18 protein-coding genes are annotated in these 21,680 nt (G+C 42.0%); 12 read left to right on the top strand and 6 right to left on the bottom strand.

Annotation, left to right across the window (positions count from 1 at the left end; genetic code table 11):
- Positions 1-265, bottom strand: a 265-nt coding sequence (locus CCS90_RS13985) for an Ig-like domain-containing protein (protein WP_143751569.1), incomplete at its 3' end; no start/stop codon positions are given.
- Entirely contained in the window at positions 237-2,894 is a 2,658-nt protein-coding gene (locus tag CCS90_RS13990) for a S8 family serine peptidase (protein WP_099020200.1), read from the bottom strand. The genes CCS90_RS13985 and CCS90_RS13990, both read right to left, overlap by 29 nt.
- Positions 2,895-3,210: 316 nt before the next feature.
- Here CCS90_RS13990 and CCS90_RS14985 point away from each other — a divergent pair, with 316 nt between their 5' ends.
- On the top strand, positions 3,211-3,384 hold the full coding sequence (locus CCS90_RS14985) for a hypothetical protein (RefSeq protein ID WP_162846844.1): 174 nt from the start codon (positions 3,211-3,213) through the stop codon (positions 3,382-3,384).
- Positions 3,385-3,499: 115 nt separating this feature from the next.
- On the opposite strand, the gene CCS90_RS13995 is transcribed toward CCS90_RS14985, so the two are convergent.
- Positions 3,500-5,254: a DUF885 domain-containing protein gene (locus CCS90_RS13995; protein WP_099020201.1), complete on the bottom strand. Its 1,755-nt coding sequence runs from the start codon at positions 5,252-5,254 to the stop codon at positions 3,500-3,502.
- A 149-nt stretch (positions 5,255-5,403) separates the two neighbouring features.
- On the bottom strand, positions 5,404-7,197 hold the full coding sequence (locus CCS90_RS14000; RefSeq protein ID WP_099020202.1) for an ExeM/NucH family extracellular endonuclease: 1,794 nt from the start codon (positions 7,195-7,197) through the stop codon (positions 5,404-5,406).
- A 312-nt stretch (positions 7,198-7,509) separates the two neighbouring features.
- Between CCS90_RS14000 and CCS90_RS14005 the strand changes: the two genes are divergently transcribed.
- The 4 genes from CCS90_RS14005 to CCS90_RS14020 all read left to right on the top strand — a co-directional run bounded on the left by CCS90_RS14005 (position 7,510) and on the right by CCS90_RS14020 (position 12,253).
- The gene (locus tag CCS90_RS14005) at positions 7,510-7,911 is read left to right on the top strand and encodes a hypothetical protein (protein ID WP_099020203.1); all 402 of its coding nucleotides are present in this window, start codon (positions 7,510-7,512) and stop codon (positions 7,909-7,911) included.
- Positions 7,912-8,068: 157 nt separating this feature from the next.
- Positions 8,069-9,313, top strand: a complete 1,245-nt coding sequence (locus tag CCS90_RS14010) for a lipoprotein-releasing ABC transporter permease subunit (RefSeq protein WP_246027023.1) — start codon at positions 8,069-8,071, stop codon at positions 9,311-9,313.
- Complete coding sequence (gene lolD / locus CCS90_RS14015; RefSeq protein ID WP_099020204.1) at positions 9,306-9,992, top strand: lipoprotein-releasing ABC transporter ATP-binding protein LolD; 687 nt, start codon at positions 9,306-9,308, stop codon at positions 9,990-9,992. The genes CCS90_RS14010 and lolD overlap by 8 nt, the downstream gene beginning before the upstream one ends.
- Before the next feature lie 11 nt (positions 9,993-10,003).
- A complete protein-coding gene (locus CCS90_RS14020; protein ID WP_099020205.1) occupies positions 10,004-12,253 on the top strand; it encodes a DNA internalization-related competence protein ComEC/Rec2 in 2,250 nt (749 codons plus the stop codon).
- 32 nt (positions 12,254-12,285) lie between these two features.
- On the opposite strand, the gene CCS90_RS14025 is transcribed toward CCS90_RS14020, so the two are convergent.
- Positions 12,286-13,407 (bottom strand): OmpA family protein, encoded by a 1,122-nt coding sequence (locus CCS90_RS14025; RefSeq protein WP_099020206.1) that lies wholly within the window; start codon positions 13,405-13,407, stop codon positions 12,286-12,288.
- A gap of 196 nt (positions 13,408-13,603) precedes the next feature.
- Between CCS90_RS14025 and CCS90_RS14030 the strand changes: the two genes are divergently transcribed.
- The 4 genes from CCS90_RS14030 (at position 13,604) to CCS90_RS14045 (ending at position 18,092) form a co-directional block, all read left to right on the top strand.
- Positions 13,604-15,082, top strand: coding sequence for an ATP-binding response regulator (locus CCS90_RS14030; protein WP_162846845.1), 1,479 nt, complete (start codon positions 13,604-13,606; stop codon positions 15,080-15,082).
- On the top strand, positions 15,069-15,935 hold the full coding sequence (locus tag CCS90_RS14035; RefSeq protein ID WP_099020208.1) for a response regulator transcription factor: 867 nt from the start codon (positions 15,069-15,071) through the stop codon (positions 15,933-15,935). The genes CCS90_RS14030 and CCS90_RS14035 overlap by 14 nt, the downstream gene beginning before the upstream one ends.
- A gap of 168 nt (positions 15,936-16,103) precedes the next feature.
- Positions 16,104-17,609, top strand: a complete 1,506-nt coding sequence (locus CCS90_RS14040) for a cryptochrome/photolyase family protein (protein ID WP_099020209.1) — start codon at positions 16,104-16,106, stop codon at positions 17,607-17,609.
- A gap of 99 nt (positions 17,610-17,708) precedes the next feature.
- Complete coding sequence (locus CCS90_RS14045; protein ID WP_099020210.1) at positions 17,709-18,092, top strand: hypothetical protein; 384 nt, start codon at positions 17,709-17,711, stop codon at positions 18,090-18,092.
- A 68-nt stretch (positions 18,093-18,160) separates the two neighbouring features.
- Here the strand turns inward: CCS90_RS14045 and CCS90_RS14050 are convergent, their stop codons facing one another.
- On the bottom strand, positions 18,161-18,682 hold the full coding sequence (locus CCS90_RS14050) for a cob(I)yrinic acid a,c-diamide adenosyltransferase (RefSeq protein ID WP_099020211.1): 522 nt from the start codon (positions 18,680-18,682) through the stop codon (positions 18,161-18,163).
- Between the two features lie 89 nt (positions 18,683-18,771).
- On the opposite strand from CCS90_RS14050, the gene gcvT reads away from it, so the two are divergent.
- The 3 genes from gcvT to gcvPA are packed head-to-tail and all read left to right on the top strand — an operon-like array spanning position 18,772 to position 21,638.
- A complete protein-coding gene (gcvT, locus tag CCS90_RS14055) occupies positions 18,772-19,842 on the top strand; it encodes a glycine cleavage system aminomethyltransferase GcvT (RefSeq protein ID WP_099020312.1) in 1,071 nt (356 codons plus the stop codon).
- 3 nt (positions 19,843-19,845) lie between these two features.
- Entirely contained in the window at positions 19,846-20,238 is a 393-nt protein-coding gene (gene gcvH, locus CCS90_RS14060; RefSeq protein ID WP_099020212.1) for a glycine cleavage system protein GcvH, read from the top strand.
- Between the two features lie 41 nt (positions 20,239-20,279).
- Positions 20,280-21,638, top strand: a complete 1,359-nt coding sequence (gene gcvPA / locus CCS90_RS14065; RefSeq protein ID WP_099020213.1) for an aminomethyl-transferring glycine dehydrogenase subunit GcvPA — start codon at positions 20,280-20,282, stop codon at positions 21,636-21,638.
- Positions 21,639-21,680: the final 42 nt, after the last annotated feature.

Below are 21,680 nucleotides of genomic sequence, written 5' to 3' on the forward strand. Positions count from 1 at the left end.
CATCGGTGTCATTGCCCGTCAAGTCGACACTGGCCAATGCACTGTCCTCATCGGTTGAGGCTGAGGTATCATCCACTGCATCAGGGGCATCATTCAAGCCATTGATGGTGATGGTGACCGAAGCCGTATCTGAACCGCCGTTGCCATCGGTGACTGTATAGCTGAAAGTATCGGTGGTGCTGGCACCTGCGGCCAATGAATCAAACTGACCGTTGGGATCATAACTCACGGTGTCATTANGAATCAAACTGACCGTTGGGGTCATAACTCACGGTGTCATTATCACCATTGATTGTCACAGCACCCAAAGTACCAGTGGTGTCGATGCTGGAAATTTCAACATCATCACCATCCACATCGGTGTCATTGCCCGTCAAGTCGACACTGGCCAATGCACTGTCCTCATCGGTTGAGGCAGAATTGTCATTATTAGCTACTGGAGGCGTGTTTGACACTGTTGGAATGTAACAAATTTCCAAGCTCCAAGAATCAATACTTCCGCCATCCAAATTGGCCGCATCATTGACAGTCATGGTCCAAACACCGTTTAAATTTTCATTGTCATAATCGGCCAAAGAACCGGTGGGTTGATAACTCAATCCATCTGTAGGTGGACAAGGAGCAGAAGTGACTGGATTCGTTGCATCATCATCAAATCCAATGTCCCAGTCATCTTCATTAGAACATCTTCTTGGCATCAGGTTAACCGTTGAAAGCTCTGGAGATTCCAATCTGAATGACAAATCATTAATCCAGGTGTGGGTTCCGGTGAAATTAATTACATTGACATCTGTGATGGTTCCGTCATCTGCAATGTTCAATACTGAATCCACATCTCCGGCAGCAGGGCTGTCTGTAATCGTTTTAGGCACATCAGAACTGTTGTAAACTTGACAAACCTCAGTGCCTGTTGTGAAAGAATAGACCGTCGATGCACCATTACCACAAGAGTTCACTGCGGTTACCCGCCAAAAATAGGTGGTGTTTCCACTCAATAAAGTTGTTACATCATAAGTAGTGGTATTGAGTCCTGATACTGTCTCAACAATGTTATTGAAACCTACATCTGTTGCCACTTCGATGGTATAACTAGTGGCTTGACTGGCAGCTCCCCAAGTCAATGTTGGCATGGTTGCCACCGATGTTGCATTGTCAGCAGGTGAACTCAGCACTGGATTGCCAGCTGCTGCCAGAACTGAAAATGACAAACTCAAATCATCAGTTATACCAGCATCAATTGAATCAGTTCCCGTAGCTATTAAATTGTAGCTACCTGGTGTAATGGAACCAATACTCGAAATATTTAAATTGGTCGTGTCTGCTGGCGCATTGACCGGATCGACTGAGTAACTGCATGAGCCACCCGATGGGCAACCTGAAACCGTCATTTCAGTGGAATTTCCGAAATCTGCCAAAGTAAGGGCAAAAGCAGTTGAGCCTTGGTTGGTACAAACTGAAATTGTATCATTCGCGGTTGACAAAGTGGCTACAGGACCCACGTTAACGGCCGCAATGGCAGCGGCTGCATCAATGATGCCATCGCCACAATCATAAGTGGTGATACAATCCGACCCGCCAGGAAAACTACGGGCTGATGATTTAATGGCCGCTTCTACTTCAGCTGGTGTCACAGCCGGGTTCACTTGAAACATCAAACCGACCACCCCGGCTACATGAGGGGCTGCCATCGAAGTACCTTGATAATAGACATAGGTATCCGCACCTGGTGTCGTCGTTCCATCATTTAATGTGGATGCCACACCATCTTGACCAGTGCCAACTGTGACATCACCACCAGGAGCGGCAATATCAATCAAACTTCCATAGTTGGAATAATAGGCCCTGTCAGCATTTCGATCGGTTGAAGCCACTGAAATCACATTGTTACAGTTACCTGGGTTAAAACCGGATACATCCGCATTTGAATTACCCGATGCGACGACCACGACTGAACCATTGGCAACCGCTGTATCAATCGCTGTTTGTGTGGCGGCACTACATGCACCAGACCCACCTAAACTCAAATTCATCACTTGTGCAGGGTTGGGATTATTGGGCACTCCAGTAACAGTACCTCCAGAAGCCCAAACCATACCATCCGCTATGTCTGAAGTATATCCGCCACACTTGCCCAAAACGCGCACAGGAACCACCTGAGCATCAAATGCCACCCCAGCAACACCCGCATTGTTATTTGTCACCGCTGCAACCGTACCAGCCACATGCGTTCCATGCCAACTAGAATCACTGGCAGCTCCACAACCATCAGATGCAACAACCCAATCACCAGGATCTGAAGCATCAGCATCTCGGGCATCACCATCATTACCCACAAAAGGGTCATCAATCATGTCATAGCCACCCACAATATTGGCCGCCAAATCAACATGAGGCCGATAACCAGTATCCAATACTGCAATGGTTACGCCAAGCCCAGTACTGACATCCCAAGCAGCCTCTAAGTTGATTCCACCGATGGCTTCATAATAATGCCATTGCAAATTGTAAAAGGTATCATTAGGTATAAAAGACTTTTGCATGAGTTTATCTTCTTCTACATATTCAATGGAAGAAGAAAGAGACAGTTGCTTGATGATGTCCATCATTTCAAGATCACTGTAATTTTGAGTCAATTTAATCACTTGAGAGCCATCATGCATAAATCGTGCATGCGCCAATGGAACCCCTGCCAGTGATGACAAAAGACTTAAATTTTGTGAAGATTCATAGACAATCGCACCGTTCCCTTGTTTGTATTTGATAATGAGTCTATCGACAAGTCCGCTGGCATCGGCTTGCGGTGCAAACACCATACCTAATGCAACTGACAATGCGGTGGGTTTTAAGTACGATTTATATTTCATTGTGGTTTCCTCTATTTTTGATTTCTGCATTGTTTCTTCAAACCCATTGAAATCATGGTTTTGAGAACCATTGCGTGCCTATGACACATGATTAAGATTGAAAAAATGATCAATATCAAAGTTATATCAAAAATAAAGAAAACAAGCAATCAGCCACATTCAAAAACATAGAATGTCAGACTGATTTATAATAAAAACTGTGACCGAACACTTGTTTCAGCCACTGTTATGTTCACGCCCCAAGAAGTATTAAATATTCTTTAAAGGGCTTGATTCCTTGTGCCAGTAATTTTATTTACTGACAAACATCAACCTGAAAACCATCTATAAACAAATAATCCTGAACATGCACGTAGAAGGTATGATCAACCGAGGTGTCATCACCACCATTTGCCGTGCCACCGTCATCTTGAAGGACTACAGTCACCTCAACCACACCACTGTTGCCACTGAATCAATAATTCATTGCCCCGCAGCTAACCATTTTGATGATATTCAATATGCCATCAGCATCATTTAGAATCACTACCAAATTTGTCACCGCTTGTGAAGCAATATAGAAAAAGGAAAGGAACAAATTAATGGAAAAGCACCTGCAAACTGAATGAGGCAAGTGCTTTATTTAAATTTTTAAGTTATTGAATCAGAGGATTGACAAAATTTTCCATAACCACTTTTGACAGCAAATCCGGTGGCAAAAGGCCTTGTTTCAAAATAAAATCATGAAAATCTTTTTGCTTGAACTGGTCTTTGAGTTTCAGCTCTGTGCTGGCACGCAGTTGCAACAGTTTTTCGTACCCATAATAATAGGCAGTGGCCTGAGCAGGTGAACGGAAGGTATACCGATCAATCTCAGTTTGGGCATTTAAGTCATCTTCACCCACATCCTCCATCAACACACGTTTGGCTTCCGCAGGCGTAATCAAGCCTAAATTAAGCATCGGATCCAGCCAAATTCTTGCCGCGCGCAACAAACGGGCTTGTAATGAATAAAGCTGTCCCTCTAGGGGCATATACTCTTTACTGATGGCCTCTGCATACAATGCCCACCCTTCAACATTGGCAGAATTGAAGGCAAACATGGCTCGCGCTGTGGAGACTCCGCCGCGTAACATGGTGGTGAATTGCATCTCATGACCTGGCCTGGCTTCATGCGCAGACAAAGTCCACATCATGGCTTTGAAAGCATAGTCATTTTTAGGCCAACTGCCATCTTCATTTTGTTCAATTTTTGGCACAATGAATTCAGGAAATTCACCGGTATTGCCCACCAGCCTGGGTACATCTAAATGTGCAGCTGGTTGTTGTGCGGTTTCTGCTGCCGTTGCCATTCTGGCACGAGCAGGTTCATTAGGCAGTGAAATCAACCCATGCCTTTTAATGATGTTATCCAGTTCACGCATCACGGCGGCATATTCTTCCATCAATGCATCGCCATGGATTTGCTCTTCTTTTAATAATGCCATCACTTCACGATAGTCACTGGTTTCATAACCCATTTTCTGGGCCACCAAAGGCGCCAATGCCATCATTTCAAAACGAATGTTCATGAATGCCACCTGGCCAATTTTAATCAATTCTTCAGGGGTCGCATTCACGCCATAATTTTTTAATTGCAACTCATACAATTCACGCGGCAACATGGCGTTTTCTCGGGTATGAGGTAAAATATTTTCTTTAACCCACACGTTATAATCAGACAGTTGACGCTGTAATAACTGCAAAGAATCTTCGTATCCAGTTAAATCTGTGGCTGCAAAAACTTGAGATAAACCTTCAATAAACACTGGGGAACGTTGGATGTCTTGTTCAACCTCTCCTTTGTATGGCTTAATCAGTCCCTTTTCGCCCATGCGTTCAGTCAGGCGTTTTTTAGCCAGTTCAACCAAAGGTTCATAACCTTTCGCTTCTCCGGTGTATTTTTTCAACCTAACCAAAGCGGCTTTTTGCCTTTCAAATGGCACTTGCTTATCCAGTTGACCATTGAATCCAGCGAACACCAGACCAATCACATTGCCATAAGGCAGTACTTTTGCATCATTGACTTTAGTGGCTTCAATGCTGTCCTTAACCGACTGGATCATGATTTCAATGTCTTGTTTGACTCTTGGGTCTTTTTCCTTTGATAGGTGCTTATGCAGCATTTTTAAATTGGCTTCTGCATTTTTAAGCTGTCGTTGAACCAAGTTGTCTTTTAAATCAAAAATCTCTTCATCATAACCATCAACGCCAGATTGACCGGAAAATTCAGGGGCGAATTTTGCACCTGATTCTAATATTTTATATGCAATTTCATTCGACCTCTTAACCCAGTCTTGTTCTTCAGCAAAAAGCTGAGCACTGAAAGTGAGCAAAGCGAATGTGATCAAATAATTCATTTGTTTTTTCATTGATATCAACCCTAAATAAGTCAAATAATTATAAAGTCAACTAGACATTATCGCATGGGCTGGAGGTAACGAATTCAGTGTTTGCTTGCTTACGTTGTGAAAAAATTGTCTGATGCGACTCCTTCAATCAGACTAAACATCACAATTGTTTATAAATCAAATCCTGCCAGGACCAAGTCATGATCTGACGATGCGAAAGGGCTGATTTGATAAAAACTGGCGGGTTTAATCTCACCCCCTTCTTCCCAAGGTTCTAAGTTATAGTCTAACTCCCTGAGGTGAATTGAATTGATGTGCCATTGTACCAAACCAGTGGCAACCTTGGCCGCTGCTGAATTGACCAAGACATAATCCAATGAACCCAGTTGGCCTCGAAAGCTGGTGGTCCAGTTACTGGGGTTTAGGTATGAATCAGCTAAGTTTTCAAATCCATTTTCTTGCAAAACAAGTATTGGATCTTCTTGCTGATAAGCATTTAAATCACCGGTCAAAATACTGATTTCCACCCTTTCTCCTGTGGGGTCATTATTTAGCCATGTTGAAATTTGCTGTGCGACTTCAACGCGAACCGCATTGAAGCAGCCTTGGCCATCTTGTTGGTCTTTATTGTCACCTTCTGCATCCCTGCAGTTTTTTGACTTCAAATGTGCAGTGGCTACATTAAAAAGGTTGTTATTCTTTGATTTAAACGTCTGCACGACCACAATTCGGTTTTTATTTTCTTTAAATTTTGGATTGGTTTTGGCATTCAGTAAAGCGTATTCCCCTATGGCAGACACTTCATTCGCTTGATAAATCAAACCCACTTTAATCACATCTTCACCCAAAACACCGGTATCGACATAAGCCCATTTTTTAGATCCTGCAGCTTGGTTCAAAGCTTCAACCAAGCGCAAGCCTGAAATGTTATTGTTCTCCAACTCTTGAAGCCCAACTACACTGGCATCAGCTTGGTTAATAACATGTACTATTTTTTCAAGTTGCCGGTCGTATTCATCCATTGAATCAGCACCACGACAACCAAAGTTTTTCAAGGGTCCACATATGTCTTCACCCTGATCGATGGTTGTGAAATAATTTTCAAGATTGAAATTAGCGATTTTTACCAAACCACCTGGATCGGATGGGGCAGATTGGTTTTCCAATTTTGAAAATTGTAATGCTTCCGTTGGTTGTAATTTATATTTTCCAAAAGCAAAATGCATCACACCTACAGTATTCAACATTTGCCCTACGGCTAAAGGATTCAGTCCATTGACCTCGTTCACACCATCGCTACCTACAGGTAATGGCACAGGAAATTGACTGTTGCGTCCATCGTCAATGGTTAGCCTATTTGCCTTGTTGTACTTACTGTGTTTATTGATTGCTTTTCCTGGGCGATACATTGCCGTTGGTGCCATCAACAATTCGGATGAAACAATCAACTCTCCGTATTTTAAGTATGGGTACAAATCTGTGACAACCACAGGTTGGTTGAAACCAACACGCATGCCTTCTACTTGTTCCAAGTTAAATCCATTCAGAGGCATTTTCAATAAGTGTGCAGCTGGTAATTTGACTTTTTTAGCACAGGTTTTCATGGCGGAAATTGACACCAATTGCGTTACGTCAAATTGCTCGCTTACCCTGCCCTTAATAAGCATCAAATCGCCCAATTCAATCAACCTCTTTGCATCGTTGCTTTGAATGAACAAGCCCTCAGAAGTTTTGCTGTTGCCATCTGATTGTGGTTGCTGGACAAAAAAGCCACCCAGCCGTTCTTTGCCTCTGAAATCACCAGTCACTACGCCTTTCACAATAACCTCTTCATCAAGCAGCTTTGAGGCCGACTGCGAACCTTGAATCAGGTGGATGGGAGTAAATTGACTTTCACAACTAAAATCAGTTGCTTGAATTGACCCGTTGAATATCAACAGCAGGGTGATTAAAGAAAATTTCATTGGGTGATTTCTTGACTGGTAAATTGATATATTAGCATGCCAAAGGGCGCAATCAAATCTCAGTTTTTATTTGAGTAAAAAAAACCCAGGCTATGACCTGGGTTAAGGGGGGATTTAGACCCGAAGGCCTATGAAAAATCTATTCAATACCTGGAGAGCATGCATCTGAATTTCCGGCATGAATATTATCATCAATGCATGCAATTAAATGTGAATCACTGTAAAATCATTGTCTTGTAACAAATCACAACCTTTCATTTGCTTGAAAAGTGATACCCTAACGACTGAACACCCTATAACAACGGAGAAAACATGAAACAAATTTTAACTGTATTAATGGCTGCATTGGCATTGAGCTTAAGTGCATGCAGTGATAATAATGCCGATGAAGCTGAAACCAAAGTTGAAGAAGCACAATCTGAATTGAGCCAAGCGGTTGAAAAAACAGCTGACAAAGCGGAAGAAATAAAAGACAAAACAGTGGCTTTAACTAAAGAAGGCTTTGATGATACCAAAGATGCTGTCAACGATTTATCTACAGCCACCAAGGATCAATACCAAGAAGGCAAAGAAAAGGCTGGCGAGATGATTGAAGACGGAAAGCAAAAAGTAGATGAAATGGCTACAGCGGTCAAAGAGAAAACCAGTGAAGTGGTTGAAGACGCCAAGAAAAAAGCCGATGAATTAACAGATGACGATGACGATGGTAACTGATTCCAAAAGTTAAGTCATATTTTCTAAGCCATTGCTGTCTTTTACTGCAATGGCTTTTTTAATGCCTGACATTCTATGGAATTAATAAACTTTTATTTATAGATTGAGTCTATAGAAGGATTAAGCCACAATAGCCATTGACTCAGTGGAACTGTTTATGAACCTACCTTTATTTATTGGACTAAGATACACCAAAGCCAAAAGAAAAAATCATTTCATCTCTTTCATATCATTGATTTCAATGGCTGGAATTGCTTTGGGTGTGATGACTGTGATTGTTGTGATTTCAGTCATGAATGGATTCAACAAGGAATTTCAACAGCGGATGTTGAGTACCGTTTCCCATGCCACCATTTCTGCCTTCAGCGGAGATCACTTAACCGATTGGCAACAGGCCATTGAAAAAGTCACCAAGAAACCGGAAGTTTTGGGAGCAGCTCCATTCATCAGAACAGAAGGCATGCTACAAGGATACAAAACTGAAGGTGCAATGATACAAGGGGTGATGCCAGAACTAGAAACTGAAGTCACCGAATTTCAGAATGCCATGCGGTATGGCGCCCTTGATGATTTACAGGCTGGTGAATTCAACATGATATTGGGGGTTGATTTAGCTGCCCACCTTGGTGTTGGACCAGGAGATACCGTCACTTTATATGTACCAGAGTTTCGCACCACAGCCGTGGGAGTCACCCCTCGACTGAAACGTTTTACCGTGACAGGCATATTTGAGGTGGGTATGTATGAATATGATTATAAATTGGCTTTGATCCACTTAGAAGATGCCAGAAGATTGTTGCGCATTCCAAAAGGCTCAGCCGAAGGCGTCAGAATCAAAGTCAATGACTTGATGCAGGCTCCCAAAATTGCCCGTGATTTGGCACCTGAATTAGACGGTTTTTATCGCATCAGGGATTGGACCCAAGAGCATGTTAATTTTTTCAAGGCCACCAGAACTGAGCGCATGGTGATGTTTATCATATTATCCATGATAGTAGCTGTGGCTGCATTCAACATATTATCCACCTTGGTGATGTTGGTGACAGAAAAACAGTCAGATGTGGCTATTTTACGTACACTGGGTATGTCGAGCAGTCAAATCATGGGAGTGTTCATGGTATCCGGCACCTTAATTGGGTTGATTGGAACCGCCATAGGTACTGGCTTAGGTATCATCACAGCCATCAATATCAACAGCATCATGCAAACATTAGAAGGTTGGTTTAACACCGAGTTTTTATCGAAAGATGTCTATTACATCACTGAAATCACAGCAGACCTCAGATCTGCTGATGTGATGATGATCGTATCAATCGCTTTTGGTTTGTCAATTTTAGCCACGCTTTATCCCGCATGGCGAGCATCTAAGGTTGAACCAGCGGAGGCATTGAGGTATGAGTGATTCAGTGGTATTAAAATGTGAAAACTTAAGCAAGTTTTTTACTGATGGACAGCGAAAAATACAAATTTTTGAGGGTTTAGACTTTCAAGTCAAAGCCGGTGAATCTGTAGCCATTATGGGAGCATCTGGATCAGGAAAAAGTACCTTGTTGCATTTGCTGGGTGGTTTAGACACTGCCAATGCGGGTGATATCAATATCCAAGGCCAACAGCTGTCAAAGTTGAGCGGTAGACAACGAGGCCTTTTGCGAAACCAACATTTGGGCTTTGTTTACCAGTTTCATCACTTGTTGCCAGAGTTTTCTGCCCTCGAAAATGTCATGATGCCATTGCTGATTGGTAAGACAGCAAAAGCCGCAGCCAAACAACAAGCCACTGAAATTTTACAACAGGTAGGACTTTCCGATCGATTAACTCACCGACCCGCGCAATTATCCGGCGGGGAAAGGCAAAGGGCCGCCATAGCCAGAGCCATGGTTACTTCTCCAGCTTGTATTTTGGCCGATGAACCCACTGGCAACTTAGATGAAAAGACTGCCAGTTCGGTCATGGATTTACTGATCAACCTCAAAGAACAGCTGAACACATCGTTGGTACTGGTCACCCATGACCAAAAAGTGGCCGACAAGATGCAGCACCAATATTTATTACAACAAGGGGCATTGATCAAATTAAGTTAAAACTGACTCCAATGGATGCACTCATGTTTTTATTGGGTGCCATGCAAATTCTGTGGTGGCCACTGCTCACTGAAGTGACACTGATGATTGCCACTGGGCTGTTGTTCCTCTGCTCATTATTAAAAGCCCGATTCAATCATTTAATTCCTGTAATATTTTTTATATCTGGTGTGCTGTATGCCATGTTGGCCTGTCAAATTCAACTGCAAAGTGAAATTGAAACGCCCCAAAAGCGTTCTTTTCAAGGTCGCATAGAATCCTTACCAAAACACACGGCACAAAAGGTCAGCTTCATAAGCAGCCATTCGGAAAGCAAACAATCCTTTTTACTTAATTGGTACTCAAAAGGCCAATCAAAACAAGTCGACTTCGAACCCGGAAACCTGTATCAATTTGAAGTCAGTCTAAAACCGCCCCATGGCATGGCCAATGGCATCGGCTTTGACCGTGAAAAATGGTTGTTTCGCAACAGAATCGATGGCATTGGAACCATCAAAAGCATGGACTTGATTGCTGAAAAAACTCGCCCACTTTCTTCAAATATATTGAATCAATGGCGCGCTACAACTGGAAAATCAATTGATCAACATTTTAAAGAACAAAGAATCAATGGTCTTATCCATGCACTTTCTATCGGCGATAAATCACATTTTGAGCATCAGGATTTCCAATTATTTCAAAACACAGGTACTGCGCATTTAATCGCCATTTCTGGTTTACACATCGGTATGGTTGCGCTTTTGGGTTGGTTATTGGGTGGGCTGGTGTTTCAACTCTTGCCACAACAAATCATCCCAAAATCCTTGATTCAAATTTATCTTGGGCTCTTATTTGCTGTACTTTATGCCGCATTGGCTGGCTTTGCGGTTTCAACCCAAAGGGCGCTGATTATGTTATTGGTTTACGCCTTGTTTAAAATTTTCAGGAGAGCCAGCTATGCCTGGGATGTGTGGTCAACTTCATTGTTGGCGGTGCTGTTACTGGACCCATTGAATGTGTTGGATGCTGGTTTTTGGCTTTCCTTTACAGCGGTTGCTGTGTTGATTTTATCGTTCAATGGCATTTCTAATACACACAGCCGAACAAGTAATTTCATTGTTATGCAGTGGCGATTATTACTTGGTATGTTGCCATTGAGTTTATTGGTATTCTCCAGAGTAAACTTGCTGGCACCGCTGATTAATTTATTGATGATTCCATTGATGACTTTTTTACTGGTACCGATGATTATGTTGTTGCTAATCATTGGTACTTTATTCAATTTCATGCCTGAAACATTGATCGATTTACTGTCCTGGAGCAGTCAACTTTTTCTTGACTTGCTGACTTGGTTTGCACATCATGCATCATGGCCAATCCATGTTGCTGTCAACTCATGGTGGCAATTGGCCTTGTTGGGCATGGGAACAACCTTGTTTATTTTACCCAAAGCCATTCCACAACGTTTTTGGGGCCTTCCGCTGATTCTGATGGCAATAATCCCCATTGAAGACAGAATTAAATTGGGCCAATTTAATGCTTATTTTTTAGATGTGGGCCAAGGTTTATCGGTGGTCATTAAAACCCAAAGTCATCAGCTCATCTACGATGTGGGGTCAGCCTATGAAAGTGGATTCAATATGGCTGATGCAATCACCCTTCCATGGCTACAACAACAAAACATCACTGACTTGGATGCATTGGTGCTTTCGCATCAAGACAATGATCACTCTGGTGCTGAGGACTCATTGTTAGACAACACCTCTGTTGAAACCATTTGGGGAACTGAAAAACACCACCTTCCCTGTATTGCTGGCACGCAATGGCAATGGGACAATGTTACATTCAGTTTCTTAAGCCCTTACAATTTGACACCTTATCTGAAGAACAACAGTTCTTGTGTGTTAAAAATCAGCGGCACTGACTTCAGTTTATTACTCACTGGTGATATTGAAACTCCGGTTGAATACAGGTTGTCACAAGCCGCTCCTGAACTCATCCAAGCTGATGTGTTATTGGTACCTCATCATGGCAGTAAGACATCATCATCTGCTGAGTTCATTCAAGCCGTTAACCCACAATTAGCCATTAACTCATCGGGCAAATACAATCCATTCAACCACCCAGCCAAGCAGGTGGTCGATCAATACACCCAACTCGGCATCCCACTGATCGATACCCAAGACAGTGGCATGATTACCTTGAATACTTATCCAACACTACAATATAAAAGATTTCGCAATGAATCAGTCAGAATTTGGCGCAAAAAAAAGCCCGAATAATTCGGGCTTTTCATACTATACATAAGGACTGTTTAGTCTTGTATAACCAATTCAGTTCTTCTGTTTTTAGCGCGACCTTCTGCCGTATCATTGGTGGCAATTGGGCTTAACTCACCATAACCTTTCCAAGTCATGCGATCAGCTGCAATGCCATGATCGACCAAGTAGTTATAAACCACTTTAGCACGTCTTTCTGAAAGATTTTGATTATAAGCTTCTGAAGCAGTTGAGTCAGTATGACCGGCCACTTCAACCACCAATGTGCCATGATCACCCATGGTTTTAACCGCTGCATCTAAAATGGCTATAGACGTAGGCTTTAAAGTGGCTTTATCAACATCAAAATGAACACCTTGTAATTCAATCACAACTTGAACTTCGCAACCATCGGCATCAACCACAGCGCCAGCTCTTGAATTTGGACATTTATCAACAGAGTTCATCACACCATCATTGTCATCATCGCCATCAACATCGTGACAACCATACATGTCGACTGCCATACCAGCTGGTGTGTTAGGACAACGATCGGCTTGATCACTTACACCATCACCATCTGAATCCAGCTGAGGTGCTGGTTCAACAATGGGAGCAGCAGCTTGGCTTGTTTGTGCATCACCCAAAGCAATACTTACACCCATGCTGTATTGAAAATCATCATAGCTATTCGAATTATTGGTGTAATCATCCGTATCAAGTCTGTATTTAACTTCTGTAATGAAACCAACACGGTCAGTCATTGCTTTGCGGATACCTACACTGACATTCAACATTAAATCAGAAGAATCGACACCTCTGGCTGCACCACTGCCGTTGTGGTCCAAATAACCAGCACCCAATCCAATAAATGGTCTTAAGCTGGTTCCATCATTAAAATGGTAACGGCTCATCAAACCCAATCCAGTTTGCTCAACTGCACCACTGCCACCTTCAACATCAAAATTAACATTGTCCAACTCTAAATCCAAAGACCAATTTTCATTGATGAATTTACCAAGACCTAAACCAAGCCCAAAATCAGACTCTAAATTTTTTCCACTGTCCGGTGCATTAAAGATAAAACTTGGTGAAAACATCCAACGATCATCATAATCATTGGCTAAAGCAGCCCCTGCAACGCATGACAAAGTTAATCCTAACAATGTTTTTTTCATTTTTCTCTCCTAACGAGTTTATAGATTTAATAGCTAATTATAACATATACAACACAATTGGAATATTTATGACAAACAAATTAACATTTAAATGGCTTTTAAAAACCTGAGACATAAAATAGGTATTTTTAGATGTTAATATGACTGAATGTTGGTGCCTGGCTGGATAATAATCATTGGAAGTCTTGTTGGTCTTATGTTGTTAGGCTTTGCCCTTTATTACTGGCATCAAATCAAACAAATTAAAATCGATATGCTGGCTAAAACCAATGAATTAAATTCATACAAGAAGCAACAGCAGGTGGCCAAAGCAACCCATTTGAGTGCGGAAGCCGCCAATGCAGCAAAAATCAAATATTTATCCGGCATTTCTCATGAACTCAGAACCCCGTTGAATGTAATCATGGGTTATGCCCAACTGTTAGAAAACAAAACAGCAACAGACGACCCCAATCACCACAGTTTTCAGTTAATCAGAACCAATTGTGAGCACCTTACACATTTGATTGAAGGCATTTTAGAATTTTCTGCCATTGAATCTGGAAAGCTGCGTGTTCAATCCGACGTCTTAGACCTGAAACAGTTACTGAACCACATGGGTCATATGTTTTCTTTGCAGGCAACCCAGAAAAACCTTCAATTCAAATACCACATCAACGAAAACTTACCTCAATTCGTAAAAACAGACCCCAAAAGGTTGAAGCAAATTCTGATCAATCTGTTATCCAATGCCATTAAATTCACTGCCAAAGGATGCGTCAGCTTTGATGTGAGTTACCGTTATCAGATTGCCACTTTTGTGATTAAAGACACCGGCTGTGGCATAGCTTCCAGTGACACCGAAAGAATATTTCAACCCTTTGAGCGCATTCAAACAACTGCAAGCAATATTCCTGGCACAGGTCTTGGTTTAACCATTGCCAATTTACTGGTTGAGTTGCTTGGCGGTGAATTGAAAGTAAAAAGCGAACTGGGTCAAGGCAGTGAATTCACCCTAAAATTAATGCTTTCTGCACAAAACCCACCCACAACATCTGATGAATTTAAAGTGACACCAGAAGATGGCAATCACCATAAAATTTTAATTGTTGATGACATCGAAGAACACCGAACATTGATTCAAAACATCCTACAACCCTATGGCTTTAAAACATGGGTTGCCAAAGACGTATCATCAGCCAAAAAAATGATTGAAAAACATGGATTTGATTTGATGTTGTTGGATGTGGCCATGCCTAATGAAAATGGCTGGGCTTTGGCACAATGGTGTACCGAACAAAATCATCCTTGCAAAATTTGTATGATCTCTGCCAATCCAAGAGACATAGACCCACAAAGACACCCGCATCACCAAGCTTACATAGCAAAACCCATACAGATCAATCAATTATTAACCGTCATCAATCAATTGTTAAAATTGGGGTGGGATGACCAAAACAGTCAACCGTTAGAAACTTCACAACCAAAACCAGTAGTCAGAATCAAACGCAAAGACCGCTTGGCTTTGACTGAATTGGTTGAGATTGGTCACCTCAATGGGATTGAAACCTATTTAAATACCATGTATGAAAATCATTTAATCAGTGACACCGAGTTGAAACAATTACTCAAACCCATCAAACAATTGAATTTAACCCAGTTCACTACAATCATTGGCAACCATGACAAAAAATAAGCCGACCATCCTGGCAGTCGATGACAATCCCGACAGCCTCAATATCTTGAACCTCACATTAAGTGCACAAGGATTTACTGTATTGGTGGCAAACAGTGGGGTACAAGCCCTGAACATATTGCACAAAGTACAACCGGACTTAATTCTATTAGATGCCATCATGCCAGAAATGGATGGCTTTGAAACCTGCCAAGCCATCAAACACATCAACCCGGATGCGCCAATCATTTTTATGACAGGTCTCAGCGACACTGAACATGTGGTACAAGGCCTTTCTCGGGGAGCTGTCGACTATTTAATCAAGCCATTGAACCACGAGGAATTGATCGCCAGAGTCAAAGTGCATATCAATACTGCGCAACAGACACGCATCAGTAAACAAGCCCTTGAATCCGCCGGACAACATTTGGCCACCATCACTTCGGATGGACAAGTCATTTGGACCACTGCGCAAGCCAATACCTACATCAAAGCATTAAACAAACAAGACCTTTTAACTTTGATTGCTTGGTTAAAACAAGCAGAAACAACTGACCTGCTGGAACTGTTGCATGAGGACAGTACATTAAACTTAACCTACCTGACCTTACAAAAAGACGGCTCACATCTGATTAAATTCAAAGCATCGGACTTGAAATTAGAAAAACAAACTTTGAAACTTAAATTGAAAATCACTCGCCGTGAGTCTGATGTGCTTTACTGGGTGGCCAAAGGCAAAACCGACTGGGAAATTTCAAAGATTCTCACCATCAGTGAACGAACAGTCAATAAACACCTGGAACAGATCTATCGCAAGTTGGAAGTTAACAACCGCACTGCTGCCTCAGCAATGGCCTTGAATGCATTGAATTAATGAACGGTGCTTTTACACAATACACTTTATAATCAGATAAATTTTCCCAGTCACCTCAAGAGCCCATGAAATGGTAAACATCGGTGTCTCAAGGTATTGAGAATCTAAAATATCAATTGATTTTCCGATTTGTGATTGAAAACATAATTAAAAATAAGAACAAAGACAATGAAAACAGCGCACTTAATATTTCCCCACCAATTATTTAAAAACCACCCATTGATTCTTGCCAAAGCTGAATGTTGGTTGATAGAAGTTGATCTTTTTTTAACACAATATAAGTTTCACCAACAAAAAATAGCTTTTCACAGAGCCAGTATGAAAAGCTTTGCTGAAACAGCCAGTAAACAAGTGGCTTCATTAACCTATATAGATGCACACGATGAATACGCAAAGCTGTCAAACTTAATCAATCATCTGGCACAATCAGGAATCCAAAAAGTCATAACCATTGATACCGTTGATGACTGGTTAGAACAAAAATTACAAAAGGCATGTGTAAAAAACGACCTCCAACAAGAAATTTTAGACAATCCAATGTTTTTATCAAAACCTGAAGTCATTGAAGGCTTTTTCCATGCGGATAAAAACAAATTTTTCCACCACCAGTTTTACCAACAACAACGTCGCAGCCTAAACATCCTGATGGAAAATGATAACAATCCCACTGGTGGCCAGTGGAGCTTTGATGCAGACAATCGAAAAAAATACCCTAAATCCAAAAGCCCACCGAGTATCAAGTTTCCTGAAAAAAGCCAATTCCACCAAAAAGCAGAACATTATGTTGAGCAAAACTTCAGCGATCACTTGGGTCATTTAGATGAAAAAAATGGTCACCGAATCACCTATCCAATCAATCATACAGAGGCCGAAGCTTGGTTGGAGGACTTTCTGAACAGTCGATTTACAGAGTTTGGTACTTATGAAGATGCAATCGTAAAACACCACCTGATTCTTCATCACAGTGTATTAACTCCTGTGTTGAATGTGGGTTTGATAACACCTCAACTATTGATTGACCGCATGCTTGTGCACGCAAAAAAACACGACGTACCGCTGAATTCTTTGGAGGGTTTCATCCGCCAAATCATTGGTTGGCGAGAATTTATCCGTGGCGTTTATGAGTCAGTGGGTCGGCAACAAAGAACCCAAAATTATTGGCAATTCAAGCGGCCTATTCCTCAATCATTTTATACTGGAGAAACTGGTATCGAACCAGTTGATCTCACTATCAAGAAAGTATTGGATACCGGTTATTGTCATCACATAGAAAGGCTGATGGTGCTCGGTAATTTTATGTTGTTGTGTGAATTTGACCCAGACAAGGTTTACCAATGGTTTATGGAGTTATTTATCGACGCCTACGACTGGGTTATGGTGCCGAATGTATATGGCATGAGCCAATTTGCTGATGGTGGCCTTATGGCCACCAAACCCTATATCAGCTCCAGTAATTATATTTTAAAGATGAGTGATTACTCAGGTGGTAAACAAGCCATACATTGGCGTTCCATTTGGGATGGGCTATTCTGGCGTTTTATGCACAAGCAACGTGCTTTTTTCGAATCCAACCCGCGCATTGGCATGTTACTAAAAACCTGGGATCGTATGGACCAAAAGCAACAACAAAATCACCTTGAACAAGCCGAAAAGTATTTGTCATCATTGTCTTAAGGCCTATAATCAATTGTGACCAAATGATGACCAAAATTATGACAACCATCTCGAAAAAAAACACCCATTTTTTATCATGAAAACCACTGAGAATATAAAATGACCATCAACGATGTTTTAAAAATAAATGCTTTGAATTGTTTGCTGTTTGGCGCTCTTTTCGTTTTTATGCCTGAACCGATTTCATCCTTCCTCAGTGAAAATGCAAAAGCCCCCTTACTGGTGTTTTTGTCTCTTGGTGTGCTGCTCAATATCTATGGTTTATTGCTGTTGTGGTTAGCCAGTAAAAACCCAGTACCTCAATTGCCGTTACTCTTGGTGGCCATTGGGGATTTCTTGTGGGTGGTTGCCACCATAATCGTCATTCAATTAAATGTATGGATTACCAGCATCAATGGCATCACAGCTGCTGGTTTGGTGGCTATTCTGGTTGGCTGGCTAGGTTGGATTCAACTCAAACACTATTTAAGCAATAAACCATAAAAGAGCCAACCAAATTGATTCAATTTTTCACAGAAATCGCTGCGAATAAGGATTCGGCCCACAATGTATTATTCTGACTGCCAAAAAACTTCATCACCGCCATTCAACACCCTGGCAAGTACAAACAAATAATCAGACAGGCGATTCAAGTATTGGGTCACTTCACTTTCAATCTCATGATTATTGGCTGCTTGCCAAGCTTTTCGTTCTGCTCGGCGGCAGGTACTTCTGGCCAGGTGTGCGGCACATCCTGATTGACTGCCTGCCGGCAAAATAAACTGTTTCAACGGAGCCAATTGCTGTTGCCAATGATCAATCCACTGCTCTAAATTCACAATGTCAGCAGCATCAACGTTGTTACCTTTGTATTGTGCCACTTGCGCTCCCAAATCGAACAACTTATGCTGTATTTTAGACAGTTGCTTGTCTACTGCTTCGGAACTGTTCAAGGCACGAATCATGCCCAATTGGGCATTGAGTTCATCGACGTCGCCAATGGCCTCAAACAACAAATCTGTTTTACTTATTCTTTGTCCATTGGCCAAGCCAGATTCGCCTTGGTCACCACTGCGCGTATAAATTCTTGTCATTATGCTGTTTTTCCTGAAACTTTGGTTGAAAAGAGTGAGTTCTTTAGCGTATAGTTCGACAGATTTTTTTGCAAATACAATTTGGTCAAATGAAGAAAACTGTACTTAATGAAGCTCACCGCAAAGCAGGCGCCAAAATGGTTGATTTTGGTGGTTGGGACATGCCCATCAATTACGGCTCGCAGATCGAAGAACATCATGCCGTCAGACAGCATGTAGGGATGTTCGATGTATCGCACATGACAGTGATTGATGTTGAAGGTCCTGAAGCAACAGATTTTCTATACCATTTATTGGCCAATGACATCCGCAAACTCAACATCAACCAAGCCATGTACAGCACCATGTTGAATCATGAGGGTGGCATCATTGATGATTTAATCACATATAAAATTTCTGACACCGCCTATCGAGTGGTGGTCAACGCAGCCACCAGAGAAAAGGATTTGGCATGGTTCGAAAAAGAAATTGCTGAATTCGATGCTTTTATGAAGGAACAATCTGATACAGCCATGATTGCCGTACAAGGCCCTGAAGCTATGGCAACGATTCAACCTTTGATTGATTTGGATTTAAGTGAAACCAAACGATTTTACGCATCTCATAATGAAGACATGTTTGTAGGTCGTACAGGTTACACCGGCGAAGACGGGGTGGAAATCATTGTGGCCAGTGAAGCCGCCGAATCATTGTGGGAAAAACTGATTGAGGCGGGTGTTCAACCTTGCGGTTTGGGTGCTCGAGACACCCTTCGCTTAGAAGCTGGTATGCATTTATATGGTCAAGACATGGATGAAAACATCAGCCCATTAGAATGTGGTCTGGGCTGGACCGTACGCCAGGAAAACCATGAATTTAACGGCGCAGAAGCACTTCAAACTTTGCGCGAGGCAGGCATCAATAAAAAATTAATCGGTTTGGTGTTAGAAGGACGTGGCGTCCTGCGACACGACCAAACTTTGATAGATGATGAAGGCAACCAAGGCATCATCACCAGCGGTGGTTATTCACCATCCACAGAAAAAGCCATAGCCATGGCCGTCGTAGATAAAGGCATGAATGCTGATTCAGTCCAAGTACAGATCAGAAACAAAAGCTTGCCTTGTCGCATTGTAAAATTACCTTTTGTCAGAAATGGCAAATCATTGATTGAGGATTAAAGCATGAGTTATGTTCCAGATAATTTAAAATACACCGCCAGCCATGAATGGTTAGAAGACCTGGGCGATGGTGTTTACCGTGTTGGCATCACTGAATTTGCACAAGCACAATTGGGTGACATTGTTTTTGTTGAATTGCCAGAAATGGATGAATCTTACGCACAAGAAGATGAATGTGGCGTGGTCGAATCAGTAAAAACAGCTTCAGACATTTATGCACCTTTGGTTGGTACCGTTACCGCCGTCAATGATGCATTGGAAGACACCCCTGAATTAATCAACGATTCCCCATTTGATGATGGCTGGATTTTTGAATTTAAAATTGATGAAGATGCAGATTTAGACTCCTTGCTGAGTGCAGAGGATTACCGCAACTCAATTGCTGATGAAGACTGAATTCAAGTCATAGACCTCCTTACAATAGACCTTAAAATACTATGCCATTTATCCCTCACACAGAAGACGAAATCAAGGAAATGCTGGACACCATCGGGGTTGACAGCATCAACCAGTTATTCGATGAAATACCAGCAGAGTTGATTTCTTCTAAATTGGATCAAATTCCAGATCGCATGAGCGAAATGGAAGTGACCAGGCACATCAGCAATTTAGCCAAAAAAGATGGAACACCCATGTGCTTTGCTGGTGCTGGTGCATATGAACACCACATTCCCGCTGCAGTCTGGCAGGTAACCACCCGTGGTGAGTTCTATACGGCTTATACACCTTACCAACCAGAAGTGGCCCAAGGCACCCTGCAAGTGATTTATGAGTTTCAAAGTATGATGGCTCACTTAACAGGGATGGATGTCTCTAATGCATCCCTCTATGATGGTTCTTCCGGTTTGGCCGAAGCGGTGCTAATGGCTGTGCGAGCCAACCGCAAAAGCAAAAGTAAAACCATCTTGATACCGAAAAACATTAACCCGGTTTATACCCAAGTGGTGAACAACATCGTCAAAAACCAAGAGATCAATGTAATCGGTGTCGACTTTGATCCTAAGACTGGTTTGGTTGATCATGCACACCTGAAATCATTTTCCGGACAAGACATCACTGCCGTTGTGGTACCACAGCCAAACTACTTTGGTTTGTATGAAGACGTTCATGCGATGACTGATTGGGCTCATGAACAAAATGCTTTGGTGGTTGGTTTGGTTAATCCGATGTCATTGGCGTTGTTATCCGCACCCGGTAATTGGGGTGAAAACGGCGCAGACATTTGTTGTGGTGAAGGACAGTCCATGGGCGTTCCCCTGTCTTCAGGTGGACCTTATTACGGCTTCCTTACATGTAAAGAAGCCAATGTCAGGAATATGCCTGGCCGTATTGTTGGCATGACCACAGACTTAGATGGCAAGCCAGGTTTTGTTTTAACCTATCAAGCACGTGAACAACACATTCGCCGCGCTAAAGCGACTTCAAACATTTGTACCAACCAAGGATTAATGGTCACTGCTTCAACCATTTACATGTCATTATTGGGTTCAACTGGTTTGCGTAATGTCGCAGCCAACTGTATACAGAACACAGATTCACTTAAGCAAAAACTGGCCCAAGTTGCTGGTTTAAAGTTGTTGTTTAAAGGGGCTGGCTTCCATGAATTTGTGGTTCAACTTGAAACAGCCAAGGCCGCAGATGTGGTGGAAAAAATGGCAGCACGTGACATCGTCGCTGGAGTAGATATATCAGCACAGTATCCAGAGATGGGACAATGCTTACTGTTGTGTGTAACTGAAACCAAAACTGCTGCCGATTTAGATGACTTTGTCGCCAACTTACAGGCCTGCCTGTAAGCGCTGAGCATGACTTATGTTTTTCTTTTTAGCCGATTCTAT

It is taken from the genome of Marinicella litoralis (genome assembly GCF_002591915.1).
GTDB lineage: Bacteria > Pseudomonadota > Gammaproteobacteria > Xanthomonadales > Marinicellaceae > Marinicella > Marinicella litoralis.

What these genes read in the sequence shown, in the direction of transcription:
- CCS90_RS14985 (WP_162846844.1), top strand. Translation starts at nt 3,211, where the DNA reads ATGCACGTAGAAGGTATGATCAACCGAGGTGTCATCACCACCATTTGC.
- CCS90_RS13995 (WP_099020201.1), bottom strand. Translation starts at nt 5,254, where the DNA reads ATGAAAAAACAAATGAATTATTTGATCACATTCGCTTTGCTCACTTTC.
- CCS90_RS14000 (WP_099020202.1), bottom strand. Translation starts at nt 7,197, where the DNA reads ATGAAATTTTCTTTAATCACCCTGCTGTTGATATTCAACGGGTCAATT.
- CCS90_RS14005 (WP_099020203.1), top strand. Translation starts at nt 7,510, where the DNA reads ATGAAACAAATTTTAACTGTATTAATGGCTGCATTGGCATTGAGCTTA.
- CCS90_RS14010 (WP_246027023.1), top strand. Translation starts at nt 8,069, where the DNA reads ATGAACCTACCTTTATTTATTGGACTAAGATACACCAAAGCCAAAAGA.
- lolD (WP_099020204.1), top strand. Translation starts at nt 9,306, where the DNA reads ATGAGTGATTCAGTGGTATTAAAATGTGAAAACTTAAGCAAGTTTTTT.
- CCS90_RS14020 (WP_099020205.1), top strand. Translation starts at nt 10,004, where the DNA reads ATGGATGCACTCATGTTTTTATTGGGTGCCATGCAAATTCTGTGGTGG.
- CCS90_RS14025 (WP_099020206.1), bottom strand. Translation starts at nt 13,407, where the DNA reads ATGAAAAAAACATTGTTAGGATTAACTTTGTCATGCGTTGCAGGGGCT.
- CCS90_RS14030 (WP_162846845.1), top strand. Translation starts at nt 13,604, where the DNA reads ATGTTGTTAGGCTTTGCCCTTTATTACTGGCATCAAATCAAACAAATT.
- CCS90_RS14035 (WP_099020208.1), top strand. Translation starts at nt 15,069, where the DNA reads ATGACAAAAAATAAGCCGACCATCCTGGCAGTCGATGACAATCCCGAC.
- CCS90_RS14040 (WP_099020209.1), top strand. Translation starts at nt 16,104, where the DNA reads ATGAAAACAGCGCACTTAATATTTCCCCACCAATTATTTAAAAACCAC.
- CCS90_RS14045 (WP_099020210.1), top strand. Translation starts at nt 17,709, where the DNA reads ATGACCATCAACGATGTTTTAAAAATAAATGCTTTGAATTGTTTGCTG.
- CCS90_RS14050 (WP_099020211.1), bottom strand. Translation starts at nt 18,682, where the DNA reads ATGACAAGAATTTATACGCGCAGTGGTGACCAAGGCGAATCTGGCTTG.
- gcvT (WP_099020312.1), top strand. Translation starts at nt 18,772, where the DNA reads ATGAAGAAAACTGTACTTAATGAAGCTCACCGCAAAGCAGGCGCCAAA.
- gcvH (WP_099020212.1), top strand. Translation starts at nt 19,846, where the DNA reads ATGAGTTATGTTCCAGATAATTTAAAATACACCGCCAGCCATGAATGG.
- gcvPA (WP_099020213.1), top strand. Translation starts at nt 20,280, where the DNA reads ATGCCATTTATCCCTCACACAGAAGACGAAATCAAGGAAATGCTGGAC.